This is a genomic window from Enterobacter sp. SGAir0187 (genome assembly GCF_002952735.2).
GTDB classification, from domain to species: domain Bacteria; phylum Pseudomonadota; class Gammaproteobacteria; order Enterobacterales; family Enterobacteriaceae; genus Enterobacter; species Enterobacter quasiroggenkampii.
This window is the reverse complement of the sequence record NZ_CP025034.2, coordinates 2,272,900-2,287,235: the sequence shown is the minus strand read 5'-3', so window position 1 is coordinate 2,287,235 and position 14,336 is coordinate 2,272,900. Positions and strand designations below refer to the sequence as shown.

Genomic DNA, 14,336 nt, shown 5'->3' with positions numbered 1-14,336 from the left:
TGCAGTTTTTGGTTCCAAAATCGCCGTTGACTGTATATACTCACAGCATAACTGTATATACACCCAGGGGGCGGAATGAAAGCGTTAACGACCAGGCAGCAAGAGGTGTTTGATCTCATCCGGGATCATATCGGCCAGACGGGTATGCCACCCACGCGTGCGGAAATCGCGCAGCGTCTGGGTTTCCGTTCTCCAAATGCTGCCGAAGAACACCTGAAAGCGCTGGCGCGTAAGGGCGTGATTGAGATTGTCTCGGGCGCGTCACGGGGTATTCGCCTGCTGGTGGAAGAAGAGACGGGCATTCCGCTGATAGGGCGTGTTGCTGCCGGTGAGCCTTTACTGGCTCAGCAGCATATTGAAGGTCACTACCAGGTCGATCCTGGCATGTTCAAACCGAGCGCTGACTTCCTGCTGCGCGTCAGCGGCATGTCGATGAAAGACATCGGTATTCTTGATGGCGATCTGCTTGCGGTGCATAAAACACAGGATGTGCGAAACGGCCAGGTGGTGGTGGCGCGCATTGATGACGAAGTGACCGTTAAGCGTCTGAAAAAACAGGGTAACAGCGTACAGTTGCTGCCTGAAAACAGCGAGTTTTCACCCATTGTGGTCGATCTCCGCGAACAGAACTTCTCTATCGAAGGACTGGCGGTCGGGGTGATTCGCAACGGTGAATGGCTGTAACCTCTTCCTGACAGGCTATGGCACCGCTGTAGCCTGATTCATTCCCCACTCCCGGTATCTTTCATGTCACTGCTGACGGCATCCGATAAGGCATTGTGGCGTCTTGCTCTGCCGATGATTTTCTCCAATATTACCGTGCCCTTGCTGGGGCTGGTTGATACTGCCGTTATAGGCCATCTTGATTCACCGGTTTATCTTGGCGGCGTGGCGATTGGCGCGACGGCAACCAGCTTCCTGTTTATGCTGCTGCTCTTTTTGCGCATGAGTACCACCGGTCTTACCGCACAGGCTTATGGCGCGAAAGATCCGCTGCGTCTGGCGCGCGCACTGGTGCAGCCGCTGATCCTCGCGCTTGGCGCGGGTGCGTTAATCGTTGTATTGCGGGCCCCCCTGATCGATCTTGCGCTTCATATTGTCGGTGGCAGCGAAGCGGTACTGGCGCAGGCGCGACGGTTCCTGGAAATCCGCTGGCTCAGCGCACCCGCCTCGCTGGCAAATCTGGTTCTGCTGGGGTGGCTACTGGGCGTGCAGTACGCCCGCGCGCCCGTGATTTTGCTGGTGGTGGGTAATCTGCTCAACATTGTTCTGGACGTCTGGCTGGTCATGGGTCTGCATATGAACGTGCAGGGCGCGGCGCTGGCGACGGCGATTGCCGAATACGGGACCTTTATCATTGGCTTGTGGATGGTCCGGCGTGTGCTGGCCATGCGCGGGATCTCCCTGGCGCTGCTCAAAACCGCATGGCGCGGCAATATCCGTAAGCTGCTGGCGCTCAACCGTGACATCATGCTGCGCTCGCTTCTTCTTCAGCTCTGCTTCGGCGCGCTGACGGTTTTCGGGGCTCGACTGGGGCCGGAAATCGTTGCGGTGAATGCGGTATTGATGACGCTTCTGACCTTTACCGCCTATGCGCTGGACGGATTTGCCTACGCGGTTGAAGCGCATTCCGGGCAGGCGTACGGCGCGCGCGAAAGCGGGCAGCTTCGGGAGGTGTGGCGGGCTGCCTGCCGTCAGTCGGGGCTGGTGGCGCTGGCCTTTGGTCTGGTTTACGCCTGCTTCGGTGAGCAAATCGTTGCATTGCTTACCTCTCTCCCTGCGCTGCGCGAGCTGGCGAGCCACTATCTCATCTGGCAAGTCGTCTTACCGGTGGTTGGCGTCTGGTGTTATCTGCTGGACGGCATGTTTATTGGGGCGACGCGCGGAGCCGAAATGCGCAACAGTATGGCTGTCGCGGCGGCCGGATTTGGCCTGACGCTCCTGACGCTCCCCTCGCTGGGGAATCATGGTTTATGGCTGGCCCTGGCCGTCTTCCTCTCGCTGCGCGGATTATCGCTGGCGTTTATCTGGCACCGACACTGGCAAAACAATACCTGGTTTCCCTCGCGCTCCGATATATCGTGACGGTTAAAGATTCCGAATATGAAATTAACCACGGAATCCTTAACTACAATAATTATCACGTCCAGCAGAAAAGAACGTAACGGACGTTACGACCCGACGCTTAACGAAGAGGACACGATGATGAATAAAGACGAAATCGGCGGCAACTGGAAGCAGTTCAAAGGTAAAGCGAAAGAACAGTGGGGTAAGCTGACGGATGACGACATGACCGTCATCGAAGGTAAGCGCGATCAGCTTGTCGGTAAAATCCAGGAGCGTTACGGCTACGCAAAAGACCAGGCGGAAAAAGAAGTGGGCGACTGGGAAAAACGCAATGACTACCGCTGGTAACGCTGAATAACCCACAGGGCGGCTTTAAGCCGCCTTTTCTTTTGCCGTTAACGCGGCTTTTTCTTCACCAGAATAGAGTGGTCGTGCTGACACGCGTCCTGATGACGACAGGCTTCCACCTCCACGCACGCGGAACAGAGCCCGTGCGCCTCAATCACGTTATGACGCAGGGCAAAACCCATTTTCGCTGCCAGCGTATGCATAATATCTTCCACGCCTTCCGCAGCCTCTTCTTTCACCACGCCGCAGCGGTCACAGATAAACATCGCCGATGTGTGGGTGGGCTGATCGAACAAATGGCACAGCACATAGCTGTTAGTGGATTCCACCTTGTGCACAAACCCTTGTTCAAGCAGGAAATCCAGTGCGCGATAGACCGTCGGCGGCTTTGCCTGCGGTTCGCTTTCGCGCAGCAGATCCAGCAGATCGTAGGCGCTGATGGCACCCTGTTGCAGGCTCATCAGGCGTAAGACTTCAAGGCGCTGCGGAGTCAGGCGCACATTGCGTTGCGCACACAGCTTTTCGGCCTGCGCTAACAGCTCTTTTGTGGACTTATCCATGTAGCACCCCGAATGTGATAGGACGGAAAACCCTCACTTTATCATGTTCTGCTAAAAACACCGAGATCCGCCAGTCTGTGCTATACCTGACCCATCGCAAACCGGGAGATGCATAATGAAAAGACCTGACTGTATTCGACACTGGCGCGACGTGGAAGGCGCGGATGACTCGACCTACCCCGACAGCGATGAGCTGTTTTCTATTGGTGCACCGCTGGCTCGCAGGCTTGGGCTCGGGCGTATTGGCATCCATCATGAGCGCCTGCCGCCTGGGCGCAGAACGTCCTATCCGCATGCGGAGAGCGACGAAGAAGAGTTTATTTACGTGCTCGAAGGTTACCCTGAAGCCTGGATTAACGGCTACTTGTGGAAGCTGGAGCCTGGCGACAGTGTAGGTTTTCCCGCCGGAACCGGCATCTGTCATACCTTTATCAACAACACGTACGACGAGGTTCGGTTACTGGTCGTTGGCGAGGCCAATAAGAAGCACAACCGCATCTACTACCCGCTCAACCCCGTGTATGCCGCCACGCGGGAAGATCGCTGGGTAGACCATCCCCCACAGTTTTTTGGGCCGCATGATGGAAAACCTGGGAAAAAATAATTTCCTCTTCTATAAATATTGAGGGCCGTCACAAAATATAACAGGCCGTAAGGGAGTTTTACTTAGGGAAAGAAATAGCGTGTCTTTTACTACTTATTCACAGCAATAGTTCGTTCCTGTTTGGGTGATAACAGACAGGGGTTATTTCATAACAGACTATAACGGGCATACTGTGAAAAAAAATTTTAAATTTTCGGTGGTTAGCATTGCTGTCTCCTTGTTTATGGCAAATCAGGCGGGAGCAGCCAATACCTGGACAGAATCACGCAGCGACGCCATGGGTGGCACCGGCGTGGCTTCGGGAAGCTATGGTAGTGGGGCGTTAATCAACCCCGCGCTGCTGGCAAAGGCAAAACCGGACGATGATGTGACGGTCATATTGCCTTCGGTTGGCGCGCAAATCACGGATGAAGACAATCTTCAGGACGAGATTGATAACATCAACGACAAAATCAATCACTACAAGGATGTGGTTGATAATCTCACGCCACGAGAAATTATCACCAATCCGTTAGGTTCCATTAATCAATTCCAGGGCGCGGCCAAAGATCTGGCCGATGAGCTGGACTATCTCAAAGGCAAAACCGCACGCGCAACGGCGGGTGCAGGGCTTGCGGTGAGTATCCCTAACGATGTCCTTTCCGTCGCCTTCATGGCGAAAGGTTATGCACATGGCCGGGTGAGCTCGTCTATCGATCAGCAAGATATTGATTATCTGCGTGGTATTCAACGAAGTAATGTGGTGGCGGCCGGTGTTGCGCTGGATGCTGCGCTGAACGGTACGGATCAGATCACCAAAAATCTCAACTCAACGGCGTCCGGCCGGGCGGCGATTGTCTCCGACTACGGTGTTGCCGTTGCCCGTCAGTTTGATCTCGGCGGCGTTCCGGTGTCCGTGGGCGTAACGCCAAAACTGCAAAAAACCTGGGTCTATAACTACACCACGTCAATCTACGATTACGACAGTAACAAGTGGAACGACAGCCGTTACCGCACTGACGATACGGGCTTCAACGTGGATGCCGGTATTGCGGCCGATTTCGGCGAACACTGGACCGTGGGCGTGAGCGGACAAAACCTGATGTCGCGCGATATCGACACCAAAGATATCCGCATCCGCAATGGGCGTACGGGGGAAGTGGTGAGCTATAAAGACACCTACCAGATCCGTCCGCTGGTGACCGCGGGCGCTGCCTGGCACAACGATCTGGTGACCCTGACCGCCGATGGCGATCTGACCGAAACCAAAGGCTTTAAGAGCGAAGATACGTCGCAGTATGTTGGGGTCGGTGCTGAAGTGACTCCGCTGAGCTGGCTGGCGGTGCGTGCCGGTTATCGTGCGGATATGAAAGGGAACGACAGCAACGTCTTTACCGGCGGTGTCGGTTTCGCGCCGTTTAGCACCGTGCATGTTGACCTGATGGGCCTGTACGGTGAAGACGAAACCTGGGGCGCAGGGGCGCAGCTGAGCATGACGTTCTAAATACAAAGGGCACCGTGGCTGGTGCCCATTACACTTATCCGTGTGCTGCTTTCGCCAGTGTATCGTTGATCCATTGGTTCACGCTTTTACCTGACACTTCAGCGGCAATGTTTATCGCTGAATGGACTTCTGGCGAGATGCGCAAACTGATTTTTCCGCTAGCTGGTCGCAGAGGCTCCCGGCCCTGCTCAGCACAATAAGCCAGATAATCATCAACTGCCTCTTCAAACGCTTTACGCAGGGCAGCGACGTTATCAGCATGAAAACCGATAACATCTCTTATGCCAGCAACATGCCCAACGAAGCACAGATCTTCGTCGCTGTAATCTATTTTTGCGGCATAACCTTTATAAGTCATAGTGTTAATCATGGAGATACCCCTGTTGCGATGAGAAAAGCCATTGCGTCGCGAACCTGATAAACCTTCGCTTCTTTATCCGGATGAGGACGATGAAACGAAGCCACAACTCCATTGATTTCGAATCTTACCCTTGAGCCGTTGCCTTCTGAGGCTTTCGCACCCAATGCGATAAAAAGCGCTTCAATCCTGCGCCATTCCAGAGAACTGGGTGTTGGCACAGAGAAAATCAACTGCAATGTTTTTTGGTGGCGGGCGTTCAATGTTTTCATAGTTGATAGATTCCATTTTTATTTTTCTCTCCGCCAAGATGAAATAAATGATATCACTTTTTGATATCATATCAAGCCGGATCGTATCCTTTTTGAGCCTGTGCTATAGTAGCGCCCCTTTCCACCAGATGCTTAAAACTTCGCCATGTCGTCAGAATTACAGACCGCTTTCCCTGCACACCGTTTTTCCATTGCGCCGATGCTCGACTGGACGGACAGACACTGCCGCTATTTCCTGCGCCAGCTCTCCCGCCATACGCTGCTGTATACCGAAATGGTGACCACAGGCGCAATCATTCACGGCAAGGGCGACTATCTGGCCTATAGCGAAGAAGAGCATCCGGTTGCCCTGCAACTGGGCGGCAGCGATCCGGCCGCGCTGGCGCAGTGCGCGAAGCTGGCGGAAGCGCGCGGCTACGACGAGATCAACCTCAACGTTGGCTGCCCGTCCGACCGCGTGCAAAACGGCATGTTCGGCGCCTGCCTGATGGGGAATGCCCAACTGGTGGCGGACTGTATCAAGGCGATGCGCGACGTTGTTTCCATTCCGGTGACGGTCAAAACCCGTATCGGGATTGACGACCAGGACAGCTACGAATTCCTGTGCGATTTCATCAATTCGGTCTCCGGCAAGGGCGAATGCGAGATGTTCATCATCCACGCCCGAAAAGCCTGGCTCTCCGGCCTGAGCCCGAAAGAGAACCGTGAGATCCCGCCGCTGGACTACCCGCGCGTTTATCAGCTGAAGCGTGACTTCCCTCACCTGACCATGTCCATTAACGGCGGCATCAAGTCGCTGGAAGAGGCCAAAGCGCATCTCGAACATATGGATGGGGTGATGGTCGGGCGCGAGGCGTATCAAAACCCGGGCATTCTGGCGACGGTCGATCGCGACATCTTTGGCATCGAAGGTGCAGACACCGATCCGGTTGGCGTCGTGCGTGCGATGTATCCTTACATTGAGCGCGAGCTGAGCAACGGGACGTATCTCGGCCATATCACTCGCCATATGCTTGGGCTGTTCCAGGGCATTCCGGGTGCGCGTCAGTGGCGTCGCTATCTGAGCGAAAACGCACATAAAGCCGGTGCCGATATCGAGGTGCTGGAACATGCGTTGCGCCTGGTGGCGGATAAGCGATAACTTTCGCTAAAAGTTCGTCAAATTCACCACGCCCTGCGAATTCTCGCGGGGCGTTTTGCTTTAAGAACAACACGTTATCTCTGGCATGATTTTTGTAATGTTTGCTGCATCATTCGGGAACTCGTGGGAGAGCACCATGCTGGAACTACTTTTTGTGATTGGCTTTTTTGTCATGCTGTTAGCAACGGGCATTTCGCTGCTCGGCATTCTGGCGGCTATCGTGGTGGCGACGGTCGTCATGTTTATTGGCGGATTGTTTGCACTGACGATCAAACTGCTGCCGTGGCTACTGCTGGCCGTGGCGGTGGTGTGGGTGATACGGGCGATTAAATCGCCAAAAGTGCCCAGTTATCAGCGCAATAACCGCTTCCGTTACTAAGGTATTGAGGGGTTCGTCACAGAGTTGTAACTTTTCCGGCAGCATGGCTTAGAACAGAATAGGATTTACTTATCGAATCTGTCACTATGACTGCCGTTAAAGAATTCATCGCGCTGTACCCTACATACAGCCGAACTAAAAAAAGAAAGGGCTTCCCACGGGAAGCCCAATTTCTTTTTGGGGCTCAGGGAATCAATAAACTCGACCCCTGCGTTGCCCGGCTCTCCAGCACCTCATGCGCACGCTGCGCATCGGCTAGCGGGTATTTCTGCGCTTCTGCCACATCCACCTTAATGACGCCGCTGGCGATCAGCGAGAACAGCTCGTTGCTGGCTTCCTCAAGTTCTTCCCGGTTAGTGATGTAGCCCTGCAGGGAAGGGCGCGTGACGTACAGCGAGCCTTTCTGGTTCAGGATGCCGAGATTCACGCCGGTGACAGCACCTGAGGCGTTTCCGAAGCTCACCATCAGCCCACGACGCTGCAGGCAGTCCAGCGATGCCTCCCAGGTGTCTTTCCCAACCGAGTCATACACGACGCGCACCTTTTTGCCGCTGGTGATCTCCTTCAGCCGTTCGACGATGCTCTCTTCACGGTAGTTAATCACCTGCCAGGCGCCCGCCTGCAGCGCGCGCTGCGCTTTTTGGGCATTGCCCACGGTGCCGATCAGTTTTGCGCCCAGCGCTTTTGCCCACTGACAGGCGATGAGCCCGACACCACCCGCCGCGGCATGAAACAGGAACTGCTCATCGGGTTTAATTTCATAGGTTTTACGCAGCAGGTAGTAAACGGTTAACCCTTTCAGGAAGGAGGCTGCCGCCTGCTCAAAGGAGATGGCATTAGGCAGCAGGGCGGCTTTATCCGCCGGGACGTTGTGGACGGAGCTGTAAGCGCCCAGTGCAGATTGCGCGTACACCACGCGGTCGCCCTCTTTAAGATGCTTAACCGCGCTGCCCACTTTGACGACGACGCCAGCCGCCTCAGTGCCCAGTCCGCTCGGCATCGACGGAGGCGGGTAGAGCCCGCCGCGAATATAGGTGTCGATGTAGTTTATGCCGATGGCTTTGTTTTCAACCTGCACTTCGTTTTCGCCAGGCGCGGTGGGGGTGAACTCCACCGCCTTGAGTACGTCAGGGCCACCATGCTTGTGAAATTCAATACGTGTTGCCATGCTTCCTCCAGAATGTGGTAATCTTTCGACCCACTCTTTATCTCGGTAACTCCATTCACTATGGCAGGAAACAAACCCTTCAACAAACAGACTGAACCTCGCGAGCGTGATTTCCAGGTCGCAGGGTTAAAAGTCCCGCCGCACTCGATTGAAGCGGAACAGTCGGTGTTGGGCGGTTTAATGCTGGATAACGAACGCTGGGACGACGTCGCCGAGCGCGTGGTGTCTGAGGATTTCTACACCCGTCCGCACCGTCATATCTTTACCGAAATGGCGCGCCTGCAGGAGTCGGGTAGCCCGATTGACCTGATCACGCTCGCGGAATCGCTGGAGCGCCAGGGACAGCTGGACAGCGTCGGCGGGTTTGCCTATCTGGCTGAACTGTCAAAAAACACGCCAAGTGCGGCAAACATCAGCGCTTATGCCGACATCGTGCGTGAACGTGCCGTTGTCCGCGAGATGATCTCGGTGGCGAATGAGATCGCCGAAGCCGGTTTTGATCCGCAGGGTCGCACCAGCGAAGACCTGCTCGATCTTGCCGAGTCCCGCGTCTTCAAAATCGCCGAAAGCCGCGCCAACAAAGACGAAGGCCCCAAAAATATCGCCGATGTGCTCGACGCCACCGTTGCCCGTATCGAACAGCTGTTCCAGCAGCCGCACGACGGTGTGACCGGGGTGAACACCGGCTATGACGATCTCAACAAGAAAACCGCCGGCCTGCAGCCGTCGGATTTGATTATCGTTGCCGCGCGTCCGTCGATGGGTAAAACGACCTTTGCGATGAACCTCGTCGAAAATGCGGCGATGTTGCAGGATAAGCCGGTACTGATTTTCAGCCTTGAGATGCCCTCCGAGCAGATCATGATGCGTTCTCTGGCATCGCTGTCGCGCGTGGACCAGACCCGCATCCGTACCGGTCAGCTCGACGATGAGGACTGGGCGCGCATCTCCGGCACCATGGGCATTCTGCTGGAAAAACGTAACATCTATATTGATGACTCCTCCGGCCTGACGCCGACGGAAGTCCGTTCCCGCGCGCGTCGTATCGCCCGTGAACACGGCGGTATCGGCCTTATCATGATCGACTACCTTCAGCTGATGCGCGTCCCGTCGCTCTCCGACAACCGTACGCTGGAGATCGCCGAAATTTCCCGCTCGCTCAAGGCGTTAGCCAAAGAGCTGCACGTGCCGGTGGTGGCGCTGTCGCAGCTTAACCGCTCTCTGGAACAACGTGCCGACAAACGTCCGGTCAACTCCGACCTGCGTGAATCCGGCTCCATCGAGCAGGATGCCGACTTAATCATGTTTATCTACCGTGATGAGGTTTATCACGAGAACAGCGACCTGAAAGGGATCGCCGAAATTATTATTGGTAAACAACGTAACGGCCCGATCGGGACGGTGCGTCTGACCTTTAACGGACAGTGGTCGCGTTTCGACAACTATGCCGGTCCTCAATATGATGATGAGTAATTTCTAAGGAATTCAAATGCAAGCGGCAACTGTTGTGATTAACCGCCGCGCTCTGCGACACAACCTGCAACGTCTGCGTGAACTGGCACCCGCCAGCAAGCTCGTTGCAGTCGTGAAAGCGAACGCTTACGGACACGGTCTTCTTGAGACCGCGCGAACGCTTCCCGATGCCGACGCCTTTGGCGTCGCCCGTCTTGAAGAAGCTCTCCGCCTGCGCGCGGGGGGGATTACCCAACCGATTCTGCTCCTCGAAGGCTTTTTCGAAGCCACCGATCTGCCAACCATCGCGGATCAGCATCTGCACACGGCGGTACACAACGAAGAACAGCTGGCCGCACTGGAAACCGCCGAGCTGAGCGAGCCGGTGACCGTGTGGATGAAGCTTGATACGGGCATGCACCGTCTGGGCGTGCGTCCGGAAAGTGCGGAAGCGTTTTATCAGCGTTTATGCCGGTGCAAAAACGTGCGCCAGCCGGTGAATATTGTGAGCCACTTCGCCCGTGCCGATGAGCCCGAGTGCGGTGCGACCGAGCGGCAGCTGGATATCTTTAATACCTTCTGCGAAGGCAAGCCGGGGATGCGCTCGATCGCCGCATCCGGCGGGATCCTGCTGTGGCCGCAGTCGCATTTCGACTGGGCGCGACCGGGCATCATTCTTTACGGCGTGTCGCCGCTGGAGAATAAACCCTGGGGGCCGGACATGGGTTTTCAGCCGGTCATGTCTCTGGTGTCTACTCTGATTGCCGTGCGCGAACACAAAGCCGGTGAGCCGGTGGGCTACGGCGGCACCTGGATCAGCGAGCGTGATACCCGCCTCGGCGTCGTGGCGATGGGCTATGGCGACGGCTATCCGCGCGCTGCACCCACGGGTACGCCGGTGCTGGTCAATGGTCGCGAAGTGAAGATCGTTGGCCGCGTGGCGATGGACATGATTTGCGTCGATCTGGGTCCTGAAGCCCAGGATAAACCCGGCGACGATGTGGTAATGTGGGGGGAAGGTTTACCCGTTGAACGTATTGCTGAAATCACGAAAGTGAGTGCTTACGAACTTATTACGCGCCTGACGTCAAGGGTAGCGATGAAGTATCTGGATTGATCCTGCGAAAAAGAGTGACTCCAGTGGAGCCACTCTTACTGCTTTAAGGGCGCAGCAGCATTACAAAGGTCCCGGCAATAATGGGTTGCCCGTTCGCTCGGTTAATCACCCGCACCGCGTGTTGTCCCTGATGCTCGACAACATCAATATCCAGGTTTGCATAGTGCTCAATGTGCACCTGGTTGATGTCCGGAGAAGGGATCACATGCACATACCCTGTGCTGGTCCGGTAAATCACTGTAGCATGCCCGACACCGATAATCATGGCGCTATAATCAGCCAGATAGTGTTGAGCCTCCTGCTCTAACGCCTGACGATTAACGTAATCTCCCAGCATTGAAGGCGTGATGATTCGACAACCTGCGCCTTTCAAATCGGTACGCGCCAGGTTGCGATTAACATCATCTTCATTCGGCGCCTGCGCGGCGAGGCCGGGAAGATGGTGGGCAATCTGAAGAGCATCCCACTGGTTTTCGAGAATATCGTTGCGGGGATAGGTACCGAAATTAGCCAGAACCATCTGCAGGCAATTCGGGAAGCACGAATTCTGGAATACCATATTTTTGTAATTGAAACCATATTGATTTAACCACGGCATATCTTTCTCCTTTATTAATTGTGTTTACAGCACAGAAATAATAAGTGGCAGCGTTACCAATGAATATATGCCCTGTGGGAAATGCTATTTTTCGTAGAAAATGATGCAGAACATTATTTGTGAGTTTTACTCCTGCTTCATCTTGATTTTAGTCATACTGTATATGATGTTTACCCTATGGCAAATGCTGTTTTATAAGATCTCAATTAGCGCTCATACTCATTTTTGGAATATGCAGTTATTCATAACCTAAAAGAATAGTACTCAGGTGAGGTTAAATTGAGATGAATATATTGATGATCGATGAATTACCGATCTACATTCATGGTATGAAAAATGAGCTGAAAAGAGTCATGCCAGAATGTACTTTTTCTGCTACCCACAGCTACGAAGAAGCAAAAGAAGTGCTCAAGTCAACACCTGTTTCGATTGTGCTGCTTGATGGAGATATGGACTATTCTGGGTTTATTGATGAACTTGACGTTGAATGGCCAACGGTCCCGGTCGTGATGATGTTCCGTAAAGCGTGTGATAGAAATTTTAATCTTTACCAGCACCATAATATACGAGGGGTCGTAACAAAATCACTCTCTGCTGAAAAAATAATGCAGGTTATCAATGTGGTATTATCAGGAGTTATTTGTATTCCTGAGCAGGTCATTATGCATGGAGCTAAAGCGAAAGTTAATTCTCCGGTTCTCATGCTCAGCCAGCGCCAAAAAGAAGTATTAAGCTTGTTGGCAAATGGCGGAACAAACAAGCAAATCGGTAGAGAATTGAACATTAGCGCAGGTACCGTTAAAGTCCATCTGGAGTCAATATTTCATCGTCTGCAGGTGAATAATCGTACACAGGCAGCAAAACTATATTTTAAATACATTGATAAATGAATTGTCTTTTTTACACTATTATGTCCTGAGATTATCTATCTAAAAAATGCGTGACAACGATGGTGTTTGTCACGCATTTTATTGATTCGTGGCTATCTTGCTAAAAAGAAACGAATGATGATCATTAAGGTTCCCGCATCCTGAAGAAACCAGAAAGGAATGCTCGCGCTTAAATTATCATGGCCAGTCAATAAGCTTTCAATATTCAGTCCACTTTGGGCAAATAACCCAAAGGCAATCGCAGCGAATCCTATCTTAAAGAGGATAGGTTGTCTTTTTATTCTTTTACTGTAAGCGCAAAAGAGAATCACAAAAGAAATGAAAAGATCCAGCATGATTGTGATGAATAACATCCACCAGTCTATTACGCTGTTCATGTTAATCCTCTTTATCCGTGTTGATCAGGGATGAGTCGGGGAGTGCCTCATTGCGCACCCTTTTTTTGATGACTGAGGCAACATCAAAAATATCCTGCTGTTCGTGGCGGCGAAAAAAGTTAGCCAGCCAGACAATAAGACCATTGCTCATCGCCCCTAAAATATAACCTAGCCCTAGTGTGATATCCGGTTGGGTCAGATCAATCTTTAACCATCTTGCGGTAAGGCCACCTAACGCGACGGCTGCTCCCATACTGATACCACCAAAGATTATGCCGGCAATGAATTTGCTGTGTTGATGTAAGCGCTGCGGCTGCCAAAAAAAAGAGATGCTTACACCACCGAATAATCCTGCGAGTGCCAGGAGTGAAGAGCTAATTAATGCGGGAGGAATGGAGGCATGCATAGTAATCTCCTCATTGATAATAAGACCCTCAAAAGAGGGTCTTATATTTAGTCCAAGTCAGATAGTTACGTCTATTTGACATAATTAATCAGTGCCTGGCCGACACCATTTATGAAATTTTGCTGTTTATAGCTTTGCAGCGTAATATTATCTACTAGATCGTTTGGGATAATGATTTCCATATCGTTACTGTCTTCATTGTTATAACATTTGAAGTAGAAACGATGGCGGGCTAGCGTGGGGATAAGAAAGTCGTTATCCGCAACAGGAATTTTCATTCTGCGCAAGGCTTCTTTGAGTTCTTTTAATAATGCCAATTTGTCTTGCGTTGGGGATTTAAATCTCTCATCGTGACATACAATAATACGTGCGGGTGCATTAATGCTCACGATATTAAGGTAGGCCATTCCATTCCCCAACTTGTCGGCGCAATCCGGCATATAGCCAAGCGTCAGAGATTCCGTACTGCTGACATAAAATCCAGACCATTCCTCATCATTTTTTGTTTCGTTAAGATATTTCGTCGAGTCCCAGTTTTTTGCTTTATATTTGCAGGCCTTGTAGCCAAGTACGCCTGCAGGAAGGCATTCTGTTTTCAATTCCATCATGCTTCTCCGATGTTAACGTGTGGGTTAGTTGCAGGAATCCACTTCCACTAAGTGTTGATATTTATCGGTGGTGATATATCGCTGAGGTCCGGAAAGGGTATAAATCAGCCGTTTGGCACCACGATAGCCTTTAAGGACATCAATATCGGCACTAAACCAGGATTGCGATGAGGGGAGTTTCGAACTGATATAGTTATCTCCGCCTATCCATTTATTATTGGTAGGTTTAAGTCCCCAAAGTGTTTCTGTTTCATTGCCTGACCAACCCAGGCGTTTCGCTTCATCGCTGGTGATGTAGCGGGACGGCAGTCTCCCGGTTTGTGTGAGACTGCGCAATGTTTTTGCCAGATCATCCACATCATTTATTCTGGCAGTACCCTGTAGAGACAGAAAGGTATTAACTTCCTTAATCTCATCCTCGCAGGTGGGTAATGCTGCATTGGCCTGCATAACGGCAAGCAAAGGTGCAAAGAAAAGCACTTTTTTTAAAGTTACAGATAACGTCATG

Annotated in this window: 19 protein-coding genes; 10 read left to right on the top strand and 9 right to left on the bottom strand. The window is 52.5% G+C overall.

What is annotated here, in order from left to right; translation table 11 throughout:
* Window positions 1-75: 75 nt before the first annotated feature.
* The 3 genes from lexA (at window position 76) to CWR52_RS10975 (ending at window position 2,415) form a co-directional block, all read left to right on the top strand.
* Entirely contained in the window at window positions 76-684 is a 609-nt protein-coding gene (gene lexA / locus CWR52_RS10985) for a transcriptional repressor LexA (protein WP_045909165.1), read from the top strand.
* 63 nt (window positions 685-747) lie between these two features.
* Window positions 748-2,085: an MATE family efflux transporter DinF gene (gene dinF / locus CWR52_RS10980; protein ID WP_104949659.1), complete on the top strand. Its 1,338-nt coding sequence runs from the start codon at window positions 748-750 to the stop codon at window positions 2,083-2,085.
* Window positions 2,086-2,205: 120 nt separating this feature from the next.
* Window positions 2,206-2,415, top strand: a complete 210-nt coding sequence (locus CWR52_RS10975; protein WP_014830284.1) for a CsbD family protein — start codon at window positions 2,206-2,208, stop codon at window positions 2,413-2,415.
* Window positions 2,416-2,462: 47 nt separating this feature from the next.
* Here the strand turns inward: CWR52_RS10975 and zur are convergent, their stop codons facing one another.
* Window positions 2,463-2,975 carry a zinc uptake transcriptional repressor Zur gene (zur, locus tag CWR52_RS10970; RefSeq protein ID WP_008503369.1) on the bottom strand — a complete coding sequence of 171 codons (513 nt, stop codon included), beginning with the start codon at window positions 2,973-2,975 and terminating at the stop codon, window positions 2,463-2,465.
* Window positions 2,976-3,090: 115 nt separating this feature from the next.
* Here zur and CWR52_RS10965 point away from each other — a divergent pair, with 115 nt between their 5' ends.
* On the top strand, window positions 3,091-3,579 hold the full coding sequence (locus tag CWR52_RS10965; protein ID WP_104949658.1) for a cupin domain-containing protein: 489 nt from the start codon (window positions 3,091-3,093) through the stop codon (window positions 3,577-3,579).
* Between the two features lie 172 nt (window positions 3,580-3,751).
* Window positions 3,752-5,062: a conjugal transfer protein TraF gene (gene traF / locus CWR52_RS10960; RefSeq protein ID WP_104949657.1), complete on the top strand. Its 1,311-nt coding sequence runs from the start codon at window positions 3,752-3,754 to the stop codon at window positions 5,060-5,062.
* A gap of 34 nt (window positions 5,063-5,096) precedes the next feature.
* Here the strand turns inward: traF and CWR52_RS10955 are convergent, their stop codons facing one another.
* Window positions 5,097-5,432 carry a type II toxin-antitoxin system HicB family antitoxin gene (locus tag CWR52_RS10955; RefSeq protein WP_201268153.1) on the bottom strand — a complete coding sequence of 112 codons (336 nt, stop codon included), beginning with the start codon at window positions 5,430-5,432 and terminating at the stop codon, window positions 5,097-5,099.
* Window positions 5,429-5,692: a type II toxin-antitoxin system HicA family toxin gene (locus CWR52_RS10950; protein WP_072163882.1), complete on the bottom strand. Its 264-nt coding sequence runs from the start codon at window positions 5,690-5,692 to the stop codon at window positions 5,429-5,431. Before CWR52_RS10950 ends, CWR52_RS10955 begins: the two co-directional genes overlap by 4 nt.
* A 145-nt stretch (window positions 5,693-5,837) precedes the next feature.
* Between CWR52_RS10950 and dusA the strand changes: the two genes are divergently transcribed.
* Window positions 5,838-6,833, top strand: a complete 996-nt coding sequence (gene dusA / locus CWR52_RS10945) for a tRNA dihydrouridine(20/20a) synthase DusA (protein WP_104949656.1) — start codon at window positions 5,838-5,840, stop codon at window positions 6,831-6,833.
* A 136-nt stretch (window positions 6,834-6,969) separates the two neighbouring features.
* On the top strand, window positions 6,970-7,212 hold the full coding sequence (gene pspG / locus CWR52_RS10940) for an envelope stress response protein PspG (protein ID WP_008503373.1): 243 nt from the start codon (window positions 6,970-6,972) through the stop codon (window positions 7,210-7,212).
* 184 nt (window positions 7,213-7,396) lie between these two features.
* Here pspG and CWR52_RS10935 read toward each other — a convergent pair whose 3' ends face one another.
* Window positions 7,397-8,380, bottom strand: a complete 984-nt coding sequence (locus tag CWR52_RS10935) for a quinone oxidoreductase (protein ID WP_104949655.1) — start codon at window positions 8,378-8,380, stop codon at window positions 7,397-7,399.
* Window positions 8,381-8,440: 60 nt separating this feature from the next.
* Between CWR52_RS10935 and dnaB the strand changes: the two genes are divergently transcribed.
* Window positions 8,441-9,853 carry a replicative DNA helicase gene (gene dnaB, locus CWR52_RS10930; protein WP_008503375.1) on the top strand — a complete coding sequence of 471 codons (1,413 nt, stop codon included), beginning with the start codon at window positions 8,441-8,443 and terminating at the stop codon, window positions 9,851-9,853.
* Between the two features lie 16 nt (window positions 9,854-9,869).
* Window positions 9,870-10,949 (top strand): alanine racemase, encoded by a 1,080-nt coding sequence (alr, locus tag CWR52_RS10925; RefSeq protein WP_104949654.1) that lies wholly within the window; start codon window positions 9,870-9,872, stop codon window positions 10,947-10,949.
* Between the two features lie 43 nt (window positions 10,950-10,992).
* Here alr and CWR52_RS10920 read toward each other — a convergent pair whose 3' ends face one another.
* The gene (locus tag CWR52_RS10920) at window positions 10,993-11,547 is read right to left on the bottom strand and encodes a hypothetical protein (protein ID WP_104949653.1); all 555 of its coding nucleotides are present in this window, start codon (window positions 11,545-11,547) and stop codon (window positions 10,993-10,995) included.
* A gap of 296 nt (window positions 11,548-11,843) precedes the next feature.
* On the opposite strand from CWR52_RS10920, the gene CWR52_RS10915 reads away from it, so the two are divergent.
* Window positions 11,844-12,437 carry a helix-turn-helix transcriptional regulator gene (locus tag CWR52_RS10915; protein WP_252152192.1) on the top strand — a complete coding sequence of 198 codons (594 nt, stop codon included), beginning with the start codon at window positions 11,844-11,846 and terminating at the stop codon, window positions 12,435-12,437.
* A 92-nt stretch (window positions 12,438-12,529) separates the two neighbouring features.
* On the opposite strand, the gene CWR52_RS10910 is transcribed toward CWR52_RS10915, so the two are convergent.
* The 4 genes from CWR52_RS10910 to CWR52_RS10895 form a co-directional block, all read right to left on the bottom strand.
* A complete protein-coding gene (locus CWR52_RS10910) occupies window positions 12,530-12,814 on the bottom strand; it encodes a hypothetical protein (protein ID WP_104949651.1) in 285 nt (94 codons plus the stop codon).
* A gap of 1 nt (window position 12,815) precedes the next feature.
* The gene (locus CWR52_RS10905; protein WP_104949650.1) at window positions 12,816-13,220 is read right to left on the bottom strand and encodes a hypothetical protein; all 405 of its coding nucleotides are present in this window, start codon (window positions 13,218-13,220) and stop codon (window positions 12,816-12,818) included.
* Window positions 13,221-13,291: 71 nt separating this feature from the next.
* Window positions 13,292-13,828 (bottom strand): hypothetical protein, encoded by a 537-nt coding sequence (locus CWR52_RS10900; protein ID WP_129546957.1) that lies wholly within the window; start codon window positions 13,826-13,828, stop codon window positions 13,292-13,294.
* Window positions 13,829-13,852: 24 nt separating this feature from the next.
* Window positions 13,853-14,335, bottom strand: a complete 483-nt coding sequence (locus CWR52_RS10895) for a ribonuclease domain-containing protein (RefSeq protein ID WP_104949648.1) — start codon at window positions 14,333-14,335, stop codon at window positions 13,853-13,855.
* Window position 14,336 lies beyond the last annotated feature (1 nt).